Source organism: Nocardia sp. NPDC058497 (genome assembly GCF_042720195.1).
Lineage (GTDB): Bacteria > Actinomycetota > Actinomycetes > Mycobacteriales > Mycobacteriaceae > Nocardia.
In genome coordinates, this window is the sequence record NZ_JBHXMY010000003.1 from 28,231 (window position 1) to 42,688 (window position 14,458).

Here is a 14,458-nt window from a genome sequence, read left to right on the forward strand (position 1 = left end):
CCGGTTCCTATCTCGATCGACAGTCAACAGGACGACTGGAACGGGTAGCCCGACGGTGGCGCGGTCGGCGCCGGCCGCGATGACCAGCAGCGGGCGCGACGGTCGACTGCACCACGGTGGTGCCGGTTGGGGTATCTCCCTGGTCGGGAGAACTGGCCGACAAGATCGGCTCGTTTTCAGCCGATCGATCTCAAGCATGTCCCGCTGCACATCGTCACTGGTCCGGCAGCGCTCTACCGGCTGAGCTGAGGCGGCGTGCCCTTCGGCCAGGGGTCTGTCGTGGAGCGGGCAGAACGCGAAAAACGGGTGGTCAGGTGGAGCGGGCGGCGATCAGGGTGGCGACCATGGCGGCGACGGCGAAGCGGGGTTTTACGTTGAGGTCCAGTGCTTCCCGGCAGTGCAGGACGGCGTCGATGCTGCGGAGCAGGCCTTCGGGGCGGACGTTGGACGCGAGTTCGGTGATCTCGTCGGCCATGTCGGGGTGGGTGAGGGTGATGGTGGCGCCGCGGCCGGCGAAGCGCATCGCGAGGGCGTCGCGGTACATGCCTGCGACGTCGATGAGGGCGCGGTCGAGTGCGTCGCGGCCGGTGCGGGTGGCGCGGGACTTCTGGCGGCGTTCGAGGTCCTTGAGCACACCCGCCGAGCCGCGGGTGGCCGAGGCGGCGCCCTTGCCGGTGCCGCCCGCGCCGAGGGCGGTGGCCAGTTCGTCGCGTTCGCGGTCGTCGCGTTCGGCGCTCATCAGCTTGGCTTCGTCGTCGGCGGATTTCACCAGCTCGTCGGCGGCGGCGTAGGCGGCGCCGGGCCGTTCCGTCGCTCCGACCAGGGCGAGTGCGCGCTGGCGTCGCTTGCGGGCGTCCTCGTCGGTGGCCAGGCGACGCGCGCGGCCGACATGGCCGCCGCTCACCGCGGCCGCCCAGTCGGCGGTTTTCGGGTCGAGCTGGTCGCGCTCGCGCAGCACCTGCGCGATGGCGGGGACGGTGGGTGTCACCAGGTGCACGTGCCTGCACCGGGAGCGCAGGGTGACGGAGATGTCTTCGGGGTCGACCGTCGGCGCGCACAGGAGGAACACGGTGCGGTCCGGCGGCTCCTCGACCACCTTGAGCAGGGCGTTGGCCGCGCCCTCGGTGAGCCGGTCGGCGTCCTCGACCACCACGATCTGCCAGCGCCCGGTACTCGGCCGCCGGGAGGCGATCTGCACGATCGCGCGCATCTCCTTGGTGCTGATGCTCAGGCCCTCGGGGATGATCCGGCGCACGTCGCCGTGCGTACCGGCCATCGTGGTGGTGCAGGCGTGGCACCGACCGCAGCCGACGATATCGGGGTCGGTGCATTGCAGGGCCGCGGCGAAACACAGCGCGGCGACCGACCGCCCGGAACCGGGCGGACCCGTGAACAGCCACGAATGCGTCATCGCCCCGGTGACGACGCCTGCCCGCGCCGCCGTGGCGGCAGCGGTCAGCTCGGTCTCGACCACGTCCTGGCCGACCAGTCGATCGAAGACACCTGCCACGGGAGACACCCTAGCCGCGCACTACGACAGCTTCGCCTGACGGGGTTGGGCCACCGGCCCGGGCGAAGTTCTCACCCGGCGCCACTGCCCTTGGTCGGTAGTGGACCGACCGATGCGCTCGGCGAGCCGCGCCACCATCCGACAGATCCCATCGACCACCGCGCTGAACGTTCGCTATCCGCCGATCGGTCGAAATCTGAACCATCGCAGCCTCTAGTGAATGCTCAGCGCAGTCGGCGGACTTCGTCACAGCGCCGAGGATGCCATCTGTCAGCCCTCTTCGCCGCCAACGCTTTTCGCTGCCTTCTTCGCAGGAGCCTTCTTGGCCGGGGCCTTCTTCGCTGCGGTCTTCTTCACCGCGGTCTTGGTGGCCGTCTTGGTCGCCGTCGACTTGGCCGCCGTCTTCTTCGCCGGCGCCTTCTTGGCCGCCTTCTTCGCGGGCGTCTTCTTCGCCGCCTTCTTCACCGGCCCACGCGCCCGGCGATCGGCCAACAGCTCGGAGGCGCGCTCGTCGGTGATCGACTCGACCTCGTCGCCCTTGCGCAGGCTCGCGTTGGTCTCACCGTCGGTGACGTACGGACCGAACCGGCCGTCCTTGATCACCATCGGCTTGTTCGTGGCCGAGTCGTTGCCCAGCTCGCGCAGCGGAGCCGCGCTGGCAGCCTGCCGACCACGCCGCTTCGGCTCGGCGTAGAGCTTGAGCGCCTCGTCGAGGGTGACGGTGAACAGCTGATCCTCGGTCGCCAGCGACCGGGAGTCGGTGCCCTTCTTCAGGTACGGGCCGTAGCGGCCGTTCTGGGCGGTGATCTCCTCACCCGAGGCCGGGTCGTTGCCGACCACGCGGGGCAGCGACAGCAGCTTGAGCGCGTCGTCGAGGGTGATCGTCGCCAGATCCATCGACTTGAACAGCGAGCCGGTGCGCGGCTTGACCTCGGCAGCCTTCTTGGCGGTCTTCTTCGCAGGCGGCGCGGCCGGGTCGGGAGCGGGCGGCTCGGGCAGGATCTCGGTGACGTACGGGCCGAAACGTCCTTCCTTGGCGACGATTTCGTGACCCGACACCGGATCGACGCCGAGCGCACGACCCTCCTGCGGCGTCGAGAACAGCTTCTCGGCCACCTCCGGCGTCAGCTCGTCCGGCGGCAGATCGTCGGGCAGGTTCGCCCGCTGCGACACCGGATCACCGTCCGGGTCATCGGGATTGACGATCATCCGCTCCAGGTACGGACCGAACCGGCCGACGCGAACCACGACATCGCGGCCCTGTTCGTCGACGAACATCTTGATCGAGTTCACTTCGCGGGCGTCGATGTCGTCGAGCTGCTCGCCGACCATCTTCTTCAGGCCACCCGAGCGCGCCACCGAACCCTCGGCGCCGTGATCGCCACCGAAGTAGAAGCTGGACAACCAGTTTCCGCGCTGCTCGCGGCCGCCGGCGATCGCGTCGAGGTCGTCCTCCATCGCGGCGGTGAAGTCGAAGTCGACCAGCCGGCCGAAGTACGCCTCGAGCAGACCGACCACCGCGAACGCCACCCACGACGGCACCAGCGCACTACCACGCTTGTAGACGTACCCGCGATCGAGAATGGTCTTGATGATCGAGGAGTACGTCGACGGGCGGCCGATGCCGAGTTCCTCGAGCGTCTTGATCAGCGAGGCTTCGGTGTAGCGCGCGGGCGGATTCGTGCTGTGCCCGTCGGGAGTCAGCTCGACGGCGGTGACGCCCTGGCCCTCTTCCAGTGCGGGCAAACGGGATTCGGCGTCGTCGGACTGACCGCCCGCTTCCTCGTCGACACTCTCGACGTAGGCCTTGAGGAAGCCGGGGAAGGTGATCGTGCGGCCCGAGGAAGAGAACACGCACTCCTCGCCGGTCCGGGCGGTGCCGGTGATGCGCAGGGTCAGTGTGGTGCCGCGCGCGTCGGCCATCTGCGAGGCGACGGTGCGCTGCCAGATCAGCTCGTAGAGCCGGAACTCGTCCTGATCGACCTTGGATGCCAGCTGGCCGGGGGTGATGAACGTGTCACCCGACGGGCGGATCGCCTCGTGTGCTTCCTGCGCGTTCTTGACCTTGCGGGTGTATTGCCGCGGCGTCGGCGAGACGTACTCCGCGCCGTAGAGCTGGGTGGCCTGCGAACGCGCGGCGGCGATGGCCGACTCCGACAGCGTGGTCGAGTCGGTTCGCATGTAGGTGATGTAGCCGTTTTCGTACAGCCGCTGGGCGACCCGCATCGTGCGCTCGGAGGTGAAGCGCAGCTTGCGGCCAGCCTCCTGCTGCAGCGTCGAGGTCATGAACGGCGGATACGGCTTGCGCGAGTACGGCTTGGCCTCGGCGGAGGAGACCATCAGGTCGGCGCCGTCGAGCGCCTCGGCCAGCCTGCGCGCATAGGCCTCGTCGAGCACGACGACACCGGAGGCCGACTTGAGCTGACCGTCGGAGCCGAAGTCACGGCCGGACGCGACCCGGTCGCCCTGGACCTGGACCAGGCGCGCGCCGAACGTGCGCGGGTTGGTCGAATCGGAGTTCTCGTCGATGCCGGCGTCGAGCTTGGCGGCGATGTCCCAGTACTCCGCGGAACGGAACGCCATGCGCTCGCGCTCACGCTGCACGATGACGCGGGTGGCGACGGACTGCACGCGACCCGCCGACAGGCGCGGCATGACCTTCTTCCACAGCACCGGGCTGACTTCGTAGCCGTAGAGGCGGTCCAGGATGCGGCGGGTTTCCTGGGCGTCGACCAGATCGATGTCGAGTTCGCGCGTGTCGGCGGCGGCGGCGAGAATGGCGGGCTCGGTGATCTCGTGGAAGACCATCCGGCGGACCGGGACCTTCGGCTTGAGCGTCTCGAGCAGATGCCAGGCGATCGCCTCGCCCTCGCGGTCGGGGTCGGTGGCGAGATAGAGCTCGTCGGCGTCGGCCAGCAGGCTCTTGAGCTCGGAGACCTTGGCCTTTTTGTCCGGGCTGACCACATAGATCGGTTCGAAGTCGTGATCGACGTCGACGCCGAGACGCGCCCAGGACTGCCCCTTGTACTTGGCGGGCACGTCGGCGGCGCCACGCGGCAAGTCACGGATATGACCCACCGACGCCTCGACCGTGTAGTTACGGCCCAGGTACGGCGCGATCTTGCGGGCCTTCGTCGGGGACTCGACGATCACGAGACGACGCAGGGGACGCCCCTGGTCGGCTGAACTGCGGTCTCGTGTTGCCACCGGCGAACACCTTCCTTCTAGATCCGCGCGTCGGGAGGTCCGCTCGGTGCGCGGCTGGGGCAGACGGCGCGACGTTCGGACATCGCCACCAGTGACGTTTATACCCTGCGCACTTGGGTAGCTGCGTTCATGGCAGCTGGCGACGCGGGTTCGCAGCACTCTCGAGCTGCGAGGTTCCGGGCGACTTTACCCGGAAATGGCTCGTCCCCCACCTCCGCGCAGGAGATGGGGGACGGGCGTTGATTCGATTCGCAGCTCAGGAGAGCGCGCGAACGCCGGTGGCCTGCGGGCCCTTGGTGCCCTGGCCGACCTCGAACTCGACCTTCTGGTTCTCCTCGAGGGTACGGAAGCCCGTGCCCTGGATCTCCGAGTAGTGGACGAAGACGTCAGCGGAGCCGTCCTCGGGCGCGATGAAGCCGAACCCCTTCTCCGCGTTGAACCACTTCACAGTTCCCTGTGCCATTCTGTTCCTTCTCTTTCTTACCGGAACGGCGGACAACTGGGTTCGTCCACCGGGTCCGTTCCGACCGCTGTACTGTGGGTCCCCCTGCAAGGAAAGCCTGAGCACGGCGTTCGCAACATCGATCCTGCTGATGGTTGGACTTTCGATCCGTCCCTCGAACACAGAAGCTTGCGACCAGGACCCAGTGAACCATGTCTCTGAGCAATTCAACAGTCGAGTTACCGACAATTTGCAAAATTCTTGATCTTGCGAATGCGCAGGTGAGGGACCGATTGGGTGAATCCGTACTTTCAGTCTGTTTGCTTCACGATAACCGGGAGGGCTTCCAGCAAACATGCTGTGACCCAGGTCGCTATTGGGTTACGAAATCGCAGGTAGTGCTTGTCGCACACACACGTTTCACACTTCCGGCGTGGCGCGAGAGGACTCTGGGATGAATCCGACAGAGCGGACCGAGGTCCGAGCGCCGGTCGCGGGCGAGAGCTACGGTCGATCGTTGCTGAATCGTGTCCTGGTAGAGGCGGCTGCCGGCGGCACCCCGTTGACCCATGTCGCCGAGCTCCCAGCCCAGCGAGCGCGCACCACGGATTGGCCGACGTGGGTGCCATCGGAGCTGGTCACAGCCCTGGCCTCGACCGGGATCGAGCGGCCGTGGGAGCACCAGACCTCGACGGCGGGTCTCGCGGTCGACGGGAAGCACGTCGTCGTGAGCACCGGGACCGCGTCCGGCAAATCCCTGGGCTACCAATTGCCGGTGCTCACCGCCCTGCACGAGGACCGGCGCGCGACCGCGCTGTACCTGTCTCCCACCAAGGCGCTCGGCGCCGATCAGTTACGCGCCGTCGGCGGCCTGATCCACGACAATCCCCTGCGTGAGGCCCATCCGGCCGGCTACGACGGCGATACTCCCGCCGAGGTCAGGCAGTGGGTGCGGGCCAACGCACGCTGGATATTCACCAATCCCGACATGCTGCACGTCGGGATGCTGCGGTCGCATCAGCGCTGGGCGCGGGTGCTGCGCAACCTTCGCTATGTGGTGGTCGACGAATGCCACTCCTACCGGGGCGTGTTCGGATCGCACGTCGCCCTCGTGCTGCGCAGGCTGCGCAGACTCGCCGCGTTCTACGGCGCCGACCCGGTGTTCATCCTCTGCTCGGCCACCAGCGCCGACCCCGCCGCCTCGGCGAGCAGGCTGATCGGCGCACCGGTCACCGCCGTCACCGCGGATGCGTCGCCCCGCGGCGCCAGGACCGTCGCGCTGTGGGAGCCGCCGCTGAGTACGGCGCTGACCGGGGAGAACGGCGCGCCCGTGCGGCGCACCGCGACCGAAGAGGCGGCCAAGATCATGGCGAGCCTGGTGGCCGAGGGCGCACGCACGCTGACCTTCGTCCGCTCCCGCCGCGGGGCCGAACTGATCGCGCTCGACGCCCGCCGCGTGCTCGCCGAAAGAGCACCTGAGCTGCGGGAACGGGTCGCCGCTTACCGTGCCGGCTACCTGGCGGAGGACCGGCGCGAGCTCGAACAGTCACTGTCGGAGGGCACGCTGCTCGGCGCGGCCAGTACCAATGCGCTCGAACTCGGCGTCGACATCGCCGGTCTCGATGCCGTGGTCATCGCCGGTTTCCCTGGCACCGTCGCCTCCTTCTGGCAGCAGGCCGGGCGCGCGGGAAGACGGCTGCAGGGCGCGCTCGTCGTGCTGGTGGCGACCGACGATCCGCTCGACACCTACCTGGTGCACCACCCCGCCGCGCTGCTCGACCGGCCGATCGAGGCGACCATCACCGACCCCTACAACCCCTATGTACTGGGGCCGCAGCTGCTCTGCGCCGCCATGGAACTGCCGCTCACCGACGACGAGGTGACCGAGCTCCGGGCCGGCGAAGTGCTCGCCGACCTGGCCGAACAGGGACTGATCCGGCGCAGGCCCGGCACACGCGGCGCACCAGCACGCTGGCATGTCACCGCACACACCCATCCCCACGACGCCGTCGACGTGCGTGGCGGGCTCGGCACGCCGGTCGCCATCGTCGACGCCGAATCCGGACGGCTGCTCGGTACCGCCGACGCGGGCCGGGCGCCCGCCACCCTGCACGAAGGGGCCGTGCACCTGCATCAGGGCGAGACCTATCTGGTCGACGAACTCGACCTCGACGGTGGTGTCGCCTTCGTCAACGAGGTGGACCCGGGCTTCACCACCAGCGCCCGCCAGGTCACCTCGATCACCATCGAAGCGGTGACCGAGGAGCGCGTCTTCGGGGCCGTCACCACCGCATCCGCGCAGGTCGCGGTCACCAATCAGGTGGTCGGCTACCTGCGCACCCTGGTCACCGGCGAAGTGCTCGACCAGGTCGAACTCGACCTGCCCGCCCAGACTCTGCACACCAAGGCCGTCCTCTACACCGTTACGCCCCACCTGCTCGCCGCCGCGGGAATCTCCGAAGATGAACTCCCAGGCGCTCTACATGCCGCCGAACACGCCGCAATCGGCATGCTGCCCCTGGTCGCCGGGTGCGACCGCTGGGACATCGGCGGTGTCTCCATCGCCGAGCATCCCGACACCGGCGCGCCGACCGTGTTCGTCTACGACGGCCAGCCCGGGGGCGCCGGCTTCGCCGAGCGCGGCTTCGCCCAGCTCGCGGAATGGCTGGCCGCCACGCTCAGCGTCATCCGCAGCTGTGGGTGCCAGGACGGGTGTCCCTCGTGCGTGCAGTCACCCAAGTGCGGAAACGGGAACAACCCACTGGACAAGGACGCCGCGGCGCGGCTACTGGTCGCCGTTTTGGGCGAGTTGCGTGCCCAGCCGAGCCCGGCGCCTGTTCCGTGATGCCGCCGCGGCGGTGGTGTGACCGGCGCTATACCTCACTGCAAGAATGCTGGTCGCTCGACCATATTTGCGTTGACCAGCACCGACGGGTCCGCGACCGACCGCTCCGGGAATAAAAAGGACGACTCTTCTGTTAACTGACCCATTGCCGACGCGCGCGAACGAGTTGGCCACATCATTCTTTTCATTTAGTTCTCCCCTCCTAAAACAATGTGCAGGAGAATTCGGAGAATGATTTCCGGTGAATTCCGCATTAGTCCGGCGCGGAACATCCACCGACCAGTGATAACACTTCTGTGTCACCCACTCTCATCCACCGGACCCGCTCGAGCAGCAGCGGAGACCGTGCGCACACCGAACACTCCGAATGACGCATTTGCCTCCACCGCGACCACGACGTCCCACTGCGCTACCGAACACCGCCGCACGCGCACGCCCATCCGCCGCGCGACCTCCCCTGCCTCGGCACACGCCACCTCGGCCCCTTCGGCCAACACACTCGCGGCGCCAAGCGCGCCGAGGTCGGCCGCGGCCTGTGCCCGATGCCGGGCGACCGTCACCACACCCACCTGACCGATCAGCATGGTCAGTGCGATCAGCCCGGCCAGCGCCAAGCACGCGAACGCCGTCGCACCGCCGCCGTCCCGGGCGAGCCGCCGCGCCACCGAGCCGGTCATCGACCGACCCCGGGCTCGGCGATCGCGACCGCCTCGGCACGCACCCTGAGTCCGGGAAGCAGCGGTGTGCCCGCGGCGACGGCGGCCACCACCCGATCGCCCGCACTGCGGACATCGATCACCGCACCGGGCGGCGCGACAGACTTGGCCGCGGCGACAGCGTGAGCCGTGTCGCCCCGAGCGGCCAGCCGGGCCGCCTCGCGAGCCGCGTCGACACAGCGGACCTGGGTCGACGCGGCCAGCAGCGCACCGATACACAACACCACCGCACACACCAGTGCGGCGAGGGCGATGGCGGCCTCGACCGTCACCGCACCCGCGTCGTCAGCGAGACGACCTGTGCCGCAAAGCTTTACACGCTCGTGTTGAGCGCCTTGTCGATGATCTGGGTCAGCGCGTTGACGATGCTGTCCCCCGTCACCACCCCGTAGAGCACCGCACCGAACGCCGCGGCCGCGATGGTGCCGATCGCGTACTCCGCGGTGGACATGCCGTCGTCGTCGATCAGCAGGCGCGTGAGCCGTGTCTTCGCCCCTATATATACGGCGCGTACGAACGTCATCGTGATCCCCTCTCCTTCCACACCACACGGCCGATCCGCGCGGTGACGATTCGCCGGCCTCGCCGAGGCCGGTCACAGCAGTCCGCCGTCGCCGAGGACCCGATCCGCCAGGCCGATCACGACCGGGACGATGCCGAGGCACACGAAGGCAGGCAGGAAGCACAGGCCGAGTGGCCCGCCGATCAGCACGCCCGCGCGTTCGGCGCGCGCGACGGCCGCGTCTTCCACGGCTTCCCGACGCTGGTCCGCCAGTTCGCCGACGGCCGCGGCCAACGAGGAGCCCGAACGCGCCGAGCGCCGCGCCATCCTGGCCAGCGACTCGACCTCCTCCGCACCCGCCGACCCGACCGCGTCCGCCGCGGCACGCTCCCAGGCCGTCGCCGCATCAGCGCCGAGCGCCAGCAGATCGGCGGCGCGCAGCAGCGAGGCCCGCAACACCGGAGGTGCCGTCCCCGCACTGGCCCGCGCGGCCGCGGCCATCGACAGCCCCGCGCGCAGACAAGCGGCCAGCAGATCGAATGCCGATGCCGACCCGAGCGGGTCCGCCTTCGCCGACCCGCTCCCTGCCTCCGGCGCGGCCGTCGGCGACCGGCCCAGCGCCCGCATCCGCCGACTCACCGCCACCCGCCCCGGCAGCACTACGACGGCCATCGCCGCGACCAGCAGCGCGACAGGCGACGGCGCACCCACCATGTCCTGCACAGCAATCCCTCCCATGACGTTTTCGATCAATCCAGACCTTCGACGCCTGCGCCGATCTCGCTGGCGTGCAGTGCATTGCGATCTCCACCGCCAAATCTGAAGCGTCCTCAGACCGGAAGACGCGAAACACTTCGTCACCAACCTGTACGGCCCCTTCTATGAGCGCATGGACCGCTCCGGCGGGCTGGTCCGCAGGCCACCCACGGGCCGGCCTGGCCTACCTGTGCCGCACCGATGTTCAGCTCGAGCGGCCTACCGAACAAGCCCGGCGACTCCGCGACCTGGTCCCCAGGCATCCCCCGAGCGACTGGACCGACTTGCGCCGCAACGATGTTCACCTCAGGAGTCCTGCGTATCGAGCCCAGCCCCGCGTCCGCCGTGCTCACGTGCGGCTTCGCGGTCAGTACTTGGCGGAGTCTGTCGTGTCCGGAATCGCCTCGACCTTGTTGCCATCCCCGATCACGGCTCTGCGATACGCATTTCGGGTTGCACACCGAGACTGCGAACTCACCGACAGCAACGCCGTGGGCCGGCGATCACACCGCAGCTCGATCGTGCCCCATCTCGACAGTGCCCCGCTGGTTGTGCACACCGTCGTCGACAGTGTGTAAACCCGAGGGACGACACCGGACGCCACCGGTCAATCCGTTCCGCGGCGGGTGATCACATCTGTCCACAGCAATCCACAGCAGGCGAGGGCTGCGCCTAGCGGTAGGAGAAGTTCGCCGGCGGGTGAGCTGAAGAGCACTTCCAGGGGAGCTGCGCCCATCAGCTGGCCGAGGCCGATGCCTACCAGTGGGAGGCCGGCCAGGACGGTGGCCGAGGAGCGGGCTCCTGCCAGTGCCGCTTCGGTTCGGTCGCGGAAGCGGATGCGGCCAAGGAGGTCGGTTCGCGCCGCTGCCAGTAGCTCGGCGAGAGCGAGGCCGTGTTCTTCGGCGACCCGCCAGGCGACGGCGATTCTCGACAGTTCTTCGGCGACAATCGAATCCGGGTGGAGCCAGCCGTCGGCGCCGGAGCCGCCGAGTCTGCTGCGGCCCGCGCTGATTCCGAGCACCCGTGCCGCCTCTCCCCGCGACTCGGCTGCCGCGGCCTCCGCCGCCGCACTCGGATGCGCGCCCACCCGCAGTTCACCGACGACGGCCTCGAGCCCGGCCAACAGGTGACCGCACTCCGCTCGACGGGCCCGCTCACCACGACCGCGCCGATTCCGCACCGCGACGGTGACGCCCACCATGAGCGCCGCCAGTCCCGTCCCGACCCCGAACGCGAAGGCCGTGCACGCCAGTCCGATTCCTGCACACCACTCCACAGGAATCCGTCTCGCCGCACGCACACTGCCCGCATCGAACAGCCGCCGAAAGCGCCGCCGATCGCCCGCAGCGGGCAGCATCAGCACCGCCACCGCGCAACAGAGCAGTCCGATCGCCATCGCCACCCCCGTGCCGTCTAGTAGTGGTGTGCCGCAGAATATTTCGCGGTGATTCCGGACCGGCTGTCGATGCGGGAGTCGGCACCACTGTCCGTGGCAGGGAAACCGCCGACGCTGCGGCCACGACCGATTCCGCCACGAGCGCAAGGTCACTGGGTAGCGCCGCATCCACAGCAGCGAACGCCACATCGAAACCAGGACCGCACATGCGATCCGGCCTATCGCCCGCGGTGCCGAGTAACGACACCGGCGCCGCGCTGCTGATCGTGGACACCCCGACTCGCGAAGTCCCCTCGACGGGCACCACCGTGCAAGAGCACCCGCTCGATCCCACCCTTGGCGATTGCCATCGTTCGCCGCCCGACCGTTGACCATCGGTCGCGAACCGATCCCGCAGTTGCACCCCGGTCGCCATCCGAACCACTCGCGTCAACCAGCTGCGCAGTCGAACCGATCGAATCCCACCCGCGCCCGCACCAGGCGAGCCTGCCGATTTGCGGCTCCTCGCCGCGCGAGCGCCGACCTGCGGGTACGCATCGCCTCCGCGTACTGGTGACACACCGGCGCTTGCGCCAGGTGATCCAGTCGTCTCGGGGCTCCCAGCCGAACGCAGGTCGCCGACCTGTGGGGATGCGCTGTTGCCGCGGATCGGCCATGCGCCCGCTCCTGTGGTTTTCATCCGAGTCGCACCTCGATCAGTCGCTTCAGTTCGGCTGCGCCGGGGGTGGGCAGGTTGTCGGAGCACCAGGCGGGGGTGATGCGGATGCCGGCGGCGTCGCGTTCGAGGACGCCGATCTCGTGGAGGCCGCGGGTGCCGTCGGATCGGCGGTGGACGTGGAGGACCACTTGGACGGCGGCGGCGAGTTGGCTGTGCAGGGCGGCGCGGCGCGGTCCATGCCGCCGAGGGCAGCGAGGGCTTCTAGACGGGCGGGGACTTCTTGGGGGGAGTTGGCGTGGACGGTGCCGGCGCCACCGTCGTGGCCGGTGTTGAGGGCGGTGAGCAGGTCGACGACCTCGGCGCCGCGGACCTCGCCGACGACGATGCGGTCGGGGCGCATGCGCAGTGCCTGGCGGACCAGGTCGCGCACGGTGACCGCGCCGACGCCCTCGACGTTGGCGGTGCGTGCGACCAGCCGCACCACATGGGGATGAACGGGGGCGAGTTCGGCCGCGTCCTCGACGCAGATGATCCGTTCGGCCGGGTCTACGGCGGCGAGGAGCGCGGAAAGCAGGGTGGTCTTGCCCGCGCCGGTACCGCCGACGACGAGGAAGGCCAGTCGGGCGCGGACGATGTCGGTCAGTAGCCGGAGTGCGGCAGGTGGCACCGAGCCTGCGGCTGCCAGGGCGCTCAGGCCCTGGGTGGCCGGGCGGAGCACGCGAAGAGACAGGCAGGTCCCGTCGTGGGCGACTGGCGCCAGGACCGCGTGCAGGCGGACACCGAAGGCATCGCCGAGAGTCGCTTCGGTGCCGGTGAGCTTGCCGTCGACCCAGGGTTGGGCGTCGTCGAGCCTGCGTCCGGCGGCGAGAGCGAGCCGCTGGGCGAGTCTGCGGACCGCGGCCTCGTCGGCGAAGCGGAGGTCGGTCTTCTCGAGCCCATGACCACGGTCGATCCATACCGCGTCGGGGCCGGTGACGAGCACATCGGCGACCTGGGGATCGTGCAGCAGCGGCTCGAGCAGACCCGCACCGGTCATCTCGGTCTGCAGCAGACGCAGCGCCCGCAGCAAGTCGGTGTCGGCGAGCACGCCACCGGCTTCGGCCCGGATCGCGGCGGCCAGCTGCGCCGCATCGGGCACGCCCGCGTGCTCGGCGAGCCGTTCGCGGACCCGTTCGAGCAGGTCGACGGTGACGAATGTGGTCATCGCGCACCCACTATCGACAGCACCGCGTCAGCCGCGTCGCGCAGCGGCCCGCGCCTGCGCACGCTCAGCCCACCGCGTTCGAGTCGCGCCGCCAGCCCTGACTGCCCGCGCACCGCGGCCAGCAGCGGCAGCCCGAGCACCTCGGCCACTTCAGCACCTCGCAACCCACCGGGCGCCGGACCGCGAACAACCAAGCCGCGGTTGGGGTTTCGCTCGCCCAGATAGGCGGCCACCACCTCGGCGGCGGCGACAGCGCGCAGCCGGGCGGGGACGACCAGGACCACCAGATCAGCGGCGTCGACCATCACATCGGCCGCCGGGCCGCGCTCAGCGGACACATCGCAGACGACCAGATCACCTGCCGCCCTGCCGGATTCGATGACAGCACGGACCGCAGCCGGCGTCAGCTCGGCCGGTGATCGCCCCGCGCCGTGCCGCCCACAGGACAACACCGCGAGCCCGGCAGCGGCAGCGGGCAGTGCGTTGTGCAGCGCCGTCGCGGAGACCCGGCCGTCCTCGATCACCAGGTCCGGCCAGCGCAGCCCGGGGACATTCTCCATCCCGAGCACCAGGTCGATTCCACCGTCGAGCGGCGCACCGTCGATGAGCACGGTGTCGGGTCTCGACCGTCGCGCGGCCGCGCGTAAGGCGATGGCAGCGGCGAGTGTCGACGCACCCGCACCACCGCCCGCACCGGCGACCGCGACGACCACGCCCTCCCCTGTCCGGGATTCGGCATGCTCGGCGAACTGCTCGACCAGTTCGACCGCGCAGGCAGGCAACGCGACGACCCGCTCAGCGCCGACGGCGGTGGCCGCCTGCCAGTCGGGCACCGCGGGTTCCCCCTCGGTGACGAGCACGATCCCCGGACGCCGCGGACAGCCCTCGGCGGCGGCTGCCATAGCCGCCGCCGTGTCGAGGATCACCATGCCCGCGCCCGACCACGCGTGCCTGCCGACCGGCATGGTCCGCTCGTCGGTCGCGCGTTCCGCAGCCGCCGCGACCCGGCGTACTTCGGCGCGCAGGCGATGGTCGCGCACGAGTACCAGCGCGGGAGCGAGGCCGACTGCGGGTGGTGCGGCGAGGAGGTTCATGCAGCTCAGCGTGAACGAATCGCGAGCGAGCAAAAAGACGGCGAAAGCCGATTGTGGATAACTCGGGGGTGTGGAGAACTTTCTCGACCTACCCGGAAATAGAGGACGGCCCCAGCCGGGGGGGAGGC

10 protein-coding genes and 1 pseudogene are annotated in these 14,458 nt (G+C 69.4%); 1 reads left to right on the plus strand and 10 read right to left on the minus strand.

Going from position 1 to position 14,458, the window contains the following annotated elements; all coding sequences use genetic code 11:
• Nucleotides 1-310: 310 nt before the first annotated feature.
• The 3 genes from ACFWPJ_RS00730 to ACFWPJ_RS00740 all read right to left on the minus strand — a co-directional run bounded on the left by ACFWPJ_RS00730 (nt 311) and on the right by ACFWPJ_RS00740 (nt 5,180).
• The gene (locus ACFWPJ_RS00730; RefSeq protein WP_378845590.1) at nt 311-1,510 is read right to left on the minus strand and encodes a DNA polymerase III subunit delta'; all 1,200 of its coding nucleotides are present in this window, start codon (nt 1,508-1,510) and stop codon (nt 311-313) included.
• 270 nt (nt 1,511-1,780) lie between these two features.
• Nucleotides 1,781-4,663, minus strand: a complete 2,883-nt coding sequence (gene topA, locus ACFWPJ_RS00735) for a type I DNA topoisomerase (protein ID WP_378845608.1) — start codon at nt 4,661-4,663, stop codon at nt 1,781-1,783.
• Between the two features lie 310 nt (nt 4,664-4,973).
• Entirely contained in the window at nt 4,974-5,180 is a 207-nt protein-coding gene (locus tag ACFWPJ_RS00740) for a cold-shock protein (protein ID WP_019044597.1), read from the minus strand.
• A gap of 433 nt (nt 5,181-5,613) precedes the next feature.
• Between ACFWPJ_RS00740 and ACFWPJ_RS00745 the strand changes: the two genes are divergently transcribed.
• Entirely contained in the window at nt 5,614-8,004 is a 2,391-nt protein-coding gene (locus ACFWPJ_RS00745) for a DEAD/DEAH box helicase (protein ID WP_378845591.1), read from the plus strand.
• A gap of 299 nt (nt 8,005-8,303) precedes the next feature.
• Here the strand turns inward: ACFWPJ_RS00745 and ACFWPJ_RS00750 are convergent, their stop codons facing one another.
• From ACFWPJ_RS00750 to ssd, 7 genes and pseudogenes are all read right to left on the minus strand, one after another.
• Entirely contained in the window at nt 8,304-8,681 is a 378-nt protein-coding gene (locus tag ACFWPJ_RS00750) for an Rv3654c family TadE-like protein (RefSeq protein WP_378845593.1), read from the minus strand.
• Nucleotides 8,678-8,992: a TadE family type IV pilus minor pilin gene (locus tag ACFWPJ_RS00755; protein WP_378845595.1), complete on the minus strand. Its 315-nt coding sequence runs from the start codon at nt 8,990-8,992 to the stop codon at nt 8,678-8,680. Before ACFWPJ_RS00755 ends, ACFWPJ_RS00750 begins: the two co-directional genes overlap by 4 nt.
• Before the next feature lie 41 nt (nt 8,993-9,033).
• Nucleotides 9,034-9,243 (minus strand): DUF4244 domain-containing protein, encoded by a 210-nt coding sequence (locus tag ACFWPJ_RS00760; RefSeq protein WP_378845597.1) that lies wholly within the window; start codon nt 9,241-9,243, stop codon nt 9,034-9,036.
• Nucleotides 9,244-9,315: 72 nt separating this feature from the next.
• On the minus strand, nt 9,316-9,960 hold the full coding sequence (locus ACFWPJ_RS00765) for a type II secretion system F family protein (protein ID WP_378845598.1): 645 nt from the start codon (nt 9,958-9,960) through the stop codon (nt 9,316-9,318).
• A 625-nt stretch (nt 9,961-10,585) separates the two neighbouring features.
• On the minus strand, nt 10,586-11,374 hold the full coding sequence (locus ACFWPJ_RS00770) for a type II secretion system F family protein (protein ID WP_378845600.1): 789 nt from the start codon (nt 11,372-11,374) through the stop codon (nt 10,586-10,588).
• A gap of 675 nt (nt 11,375-12,049) precedes the next feature.
• Nucleotides 12,050-13,236: pseudogene (locus tag ACFWPJ_RS00775) on the minus strand (TadA family conjugal transfer-associated ATPase).
• Nucleotides 13,233-14,330 (minus strand): septum site-determining protein Ssd, encoded by a 1,098-nt coding sequence (gene ssd, locus ACFWPJ_RS00780; RefSeq protein WP_378845602.1) that lies wholly within the window; start codon nt 14,328-14,330, stop codon nt 13,233-13,235. The pseudogene ACFWPJ_RS00775 and the gene ssd overlap by 4 nt, the downstream one beginning before the upstream one ends.
• Between the last annotated feature and the right edge of the window lie 128 nt (nt 14,331-14,458).

What these genes read in the sequence shown, in the direction of transcription:
- ACFWPJ_RS00750 (WP_378845593.1), bottom strand. Translation starts at nt 8,681, where the DNA reads ATGACCGGCTCGGTGGCGCGGCGGCTCGCCCGGGACGGCGGCGGTGCG.
- ACFWPJ_RS00745 (WP_378845591.1), top strand. Translation starts at nt 5,614, where the DNA reads ATGAATCCGACAGAGCGGACCGAGGTCCGAGCGCCGGTCGCGGGCGAG.
- ACFWPJ_RS00740 (WP_019044597.1), bottom strand. Translation starts at nt 5,180, where the DNA reads ATGGCACAGGGAACTGTGAAGTGGTTCAACGCGGAGAAGGGGTTCGGC.
- ACFWPJ_RS00770 (WP_378845600.1), bottom strand. Translation starts at nt 11,374, where the DNA reads ATGGCGATCGGACTGCTCTGTTGCGCGGTGGCGGTGCTGATGCTGCCC.
- ssd (WP_378845602.1), bottom strand. Translation starts at nt 14,330, where the DNA reads ATGAACCTCCTCGCCGCACCACCCGCAGTCGGCCTCGCTCCCGCGCTG.
- ACFWPJ_RS00765 (WP_378845598.1), bottom strand. Translation starts at nt 9,960, where the DNA reads ATGGGAGGGATTGCTGTGCAGGACATGGTGGGTGCGCCGTCGCCTGTC.
- ACFWPJ_RS00760 (WP_378845597.1), bottom strand. Translation starts at nt 9,243, where the DNA reads ATGACGTTCGTACGCGCCGTATATATAGGGGCGAAGACACGGCTCACG.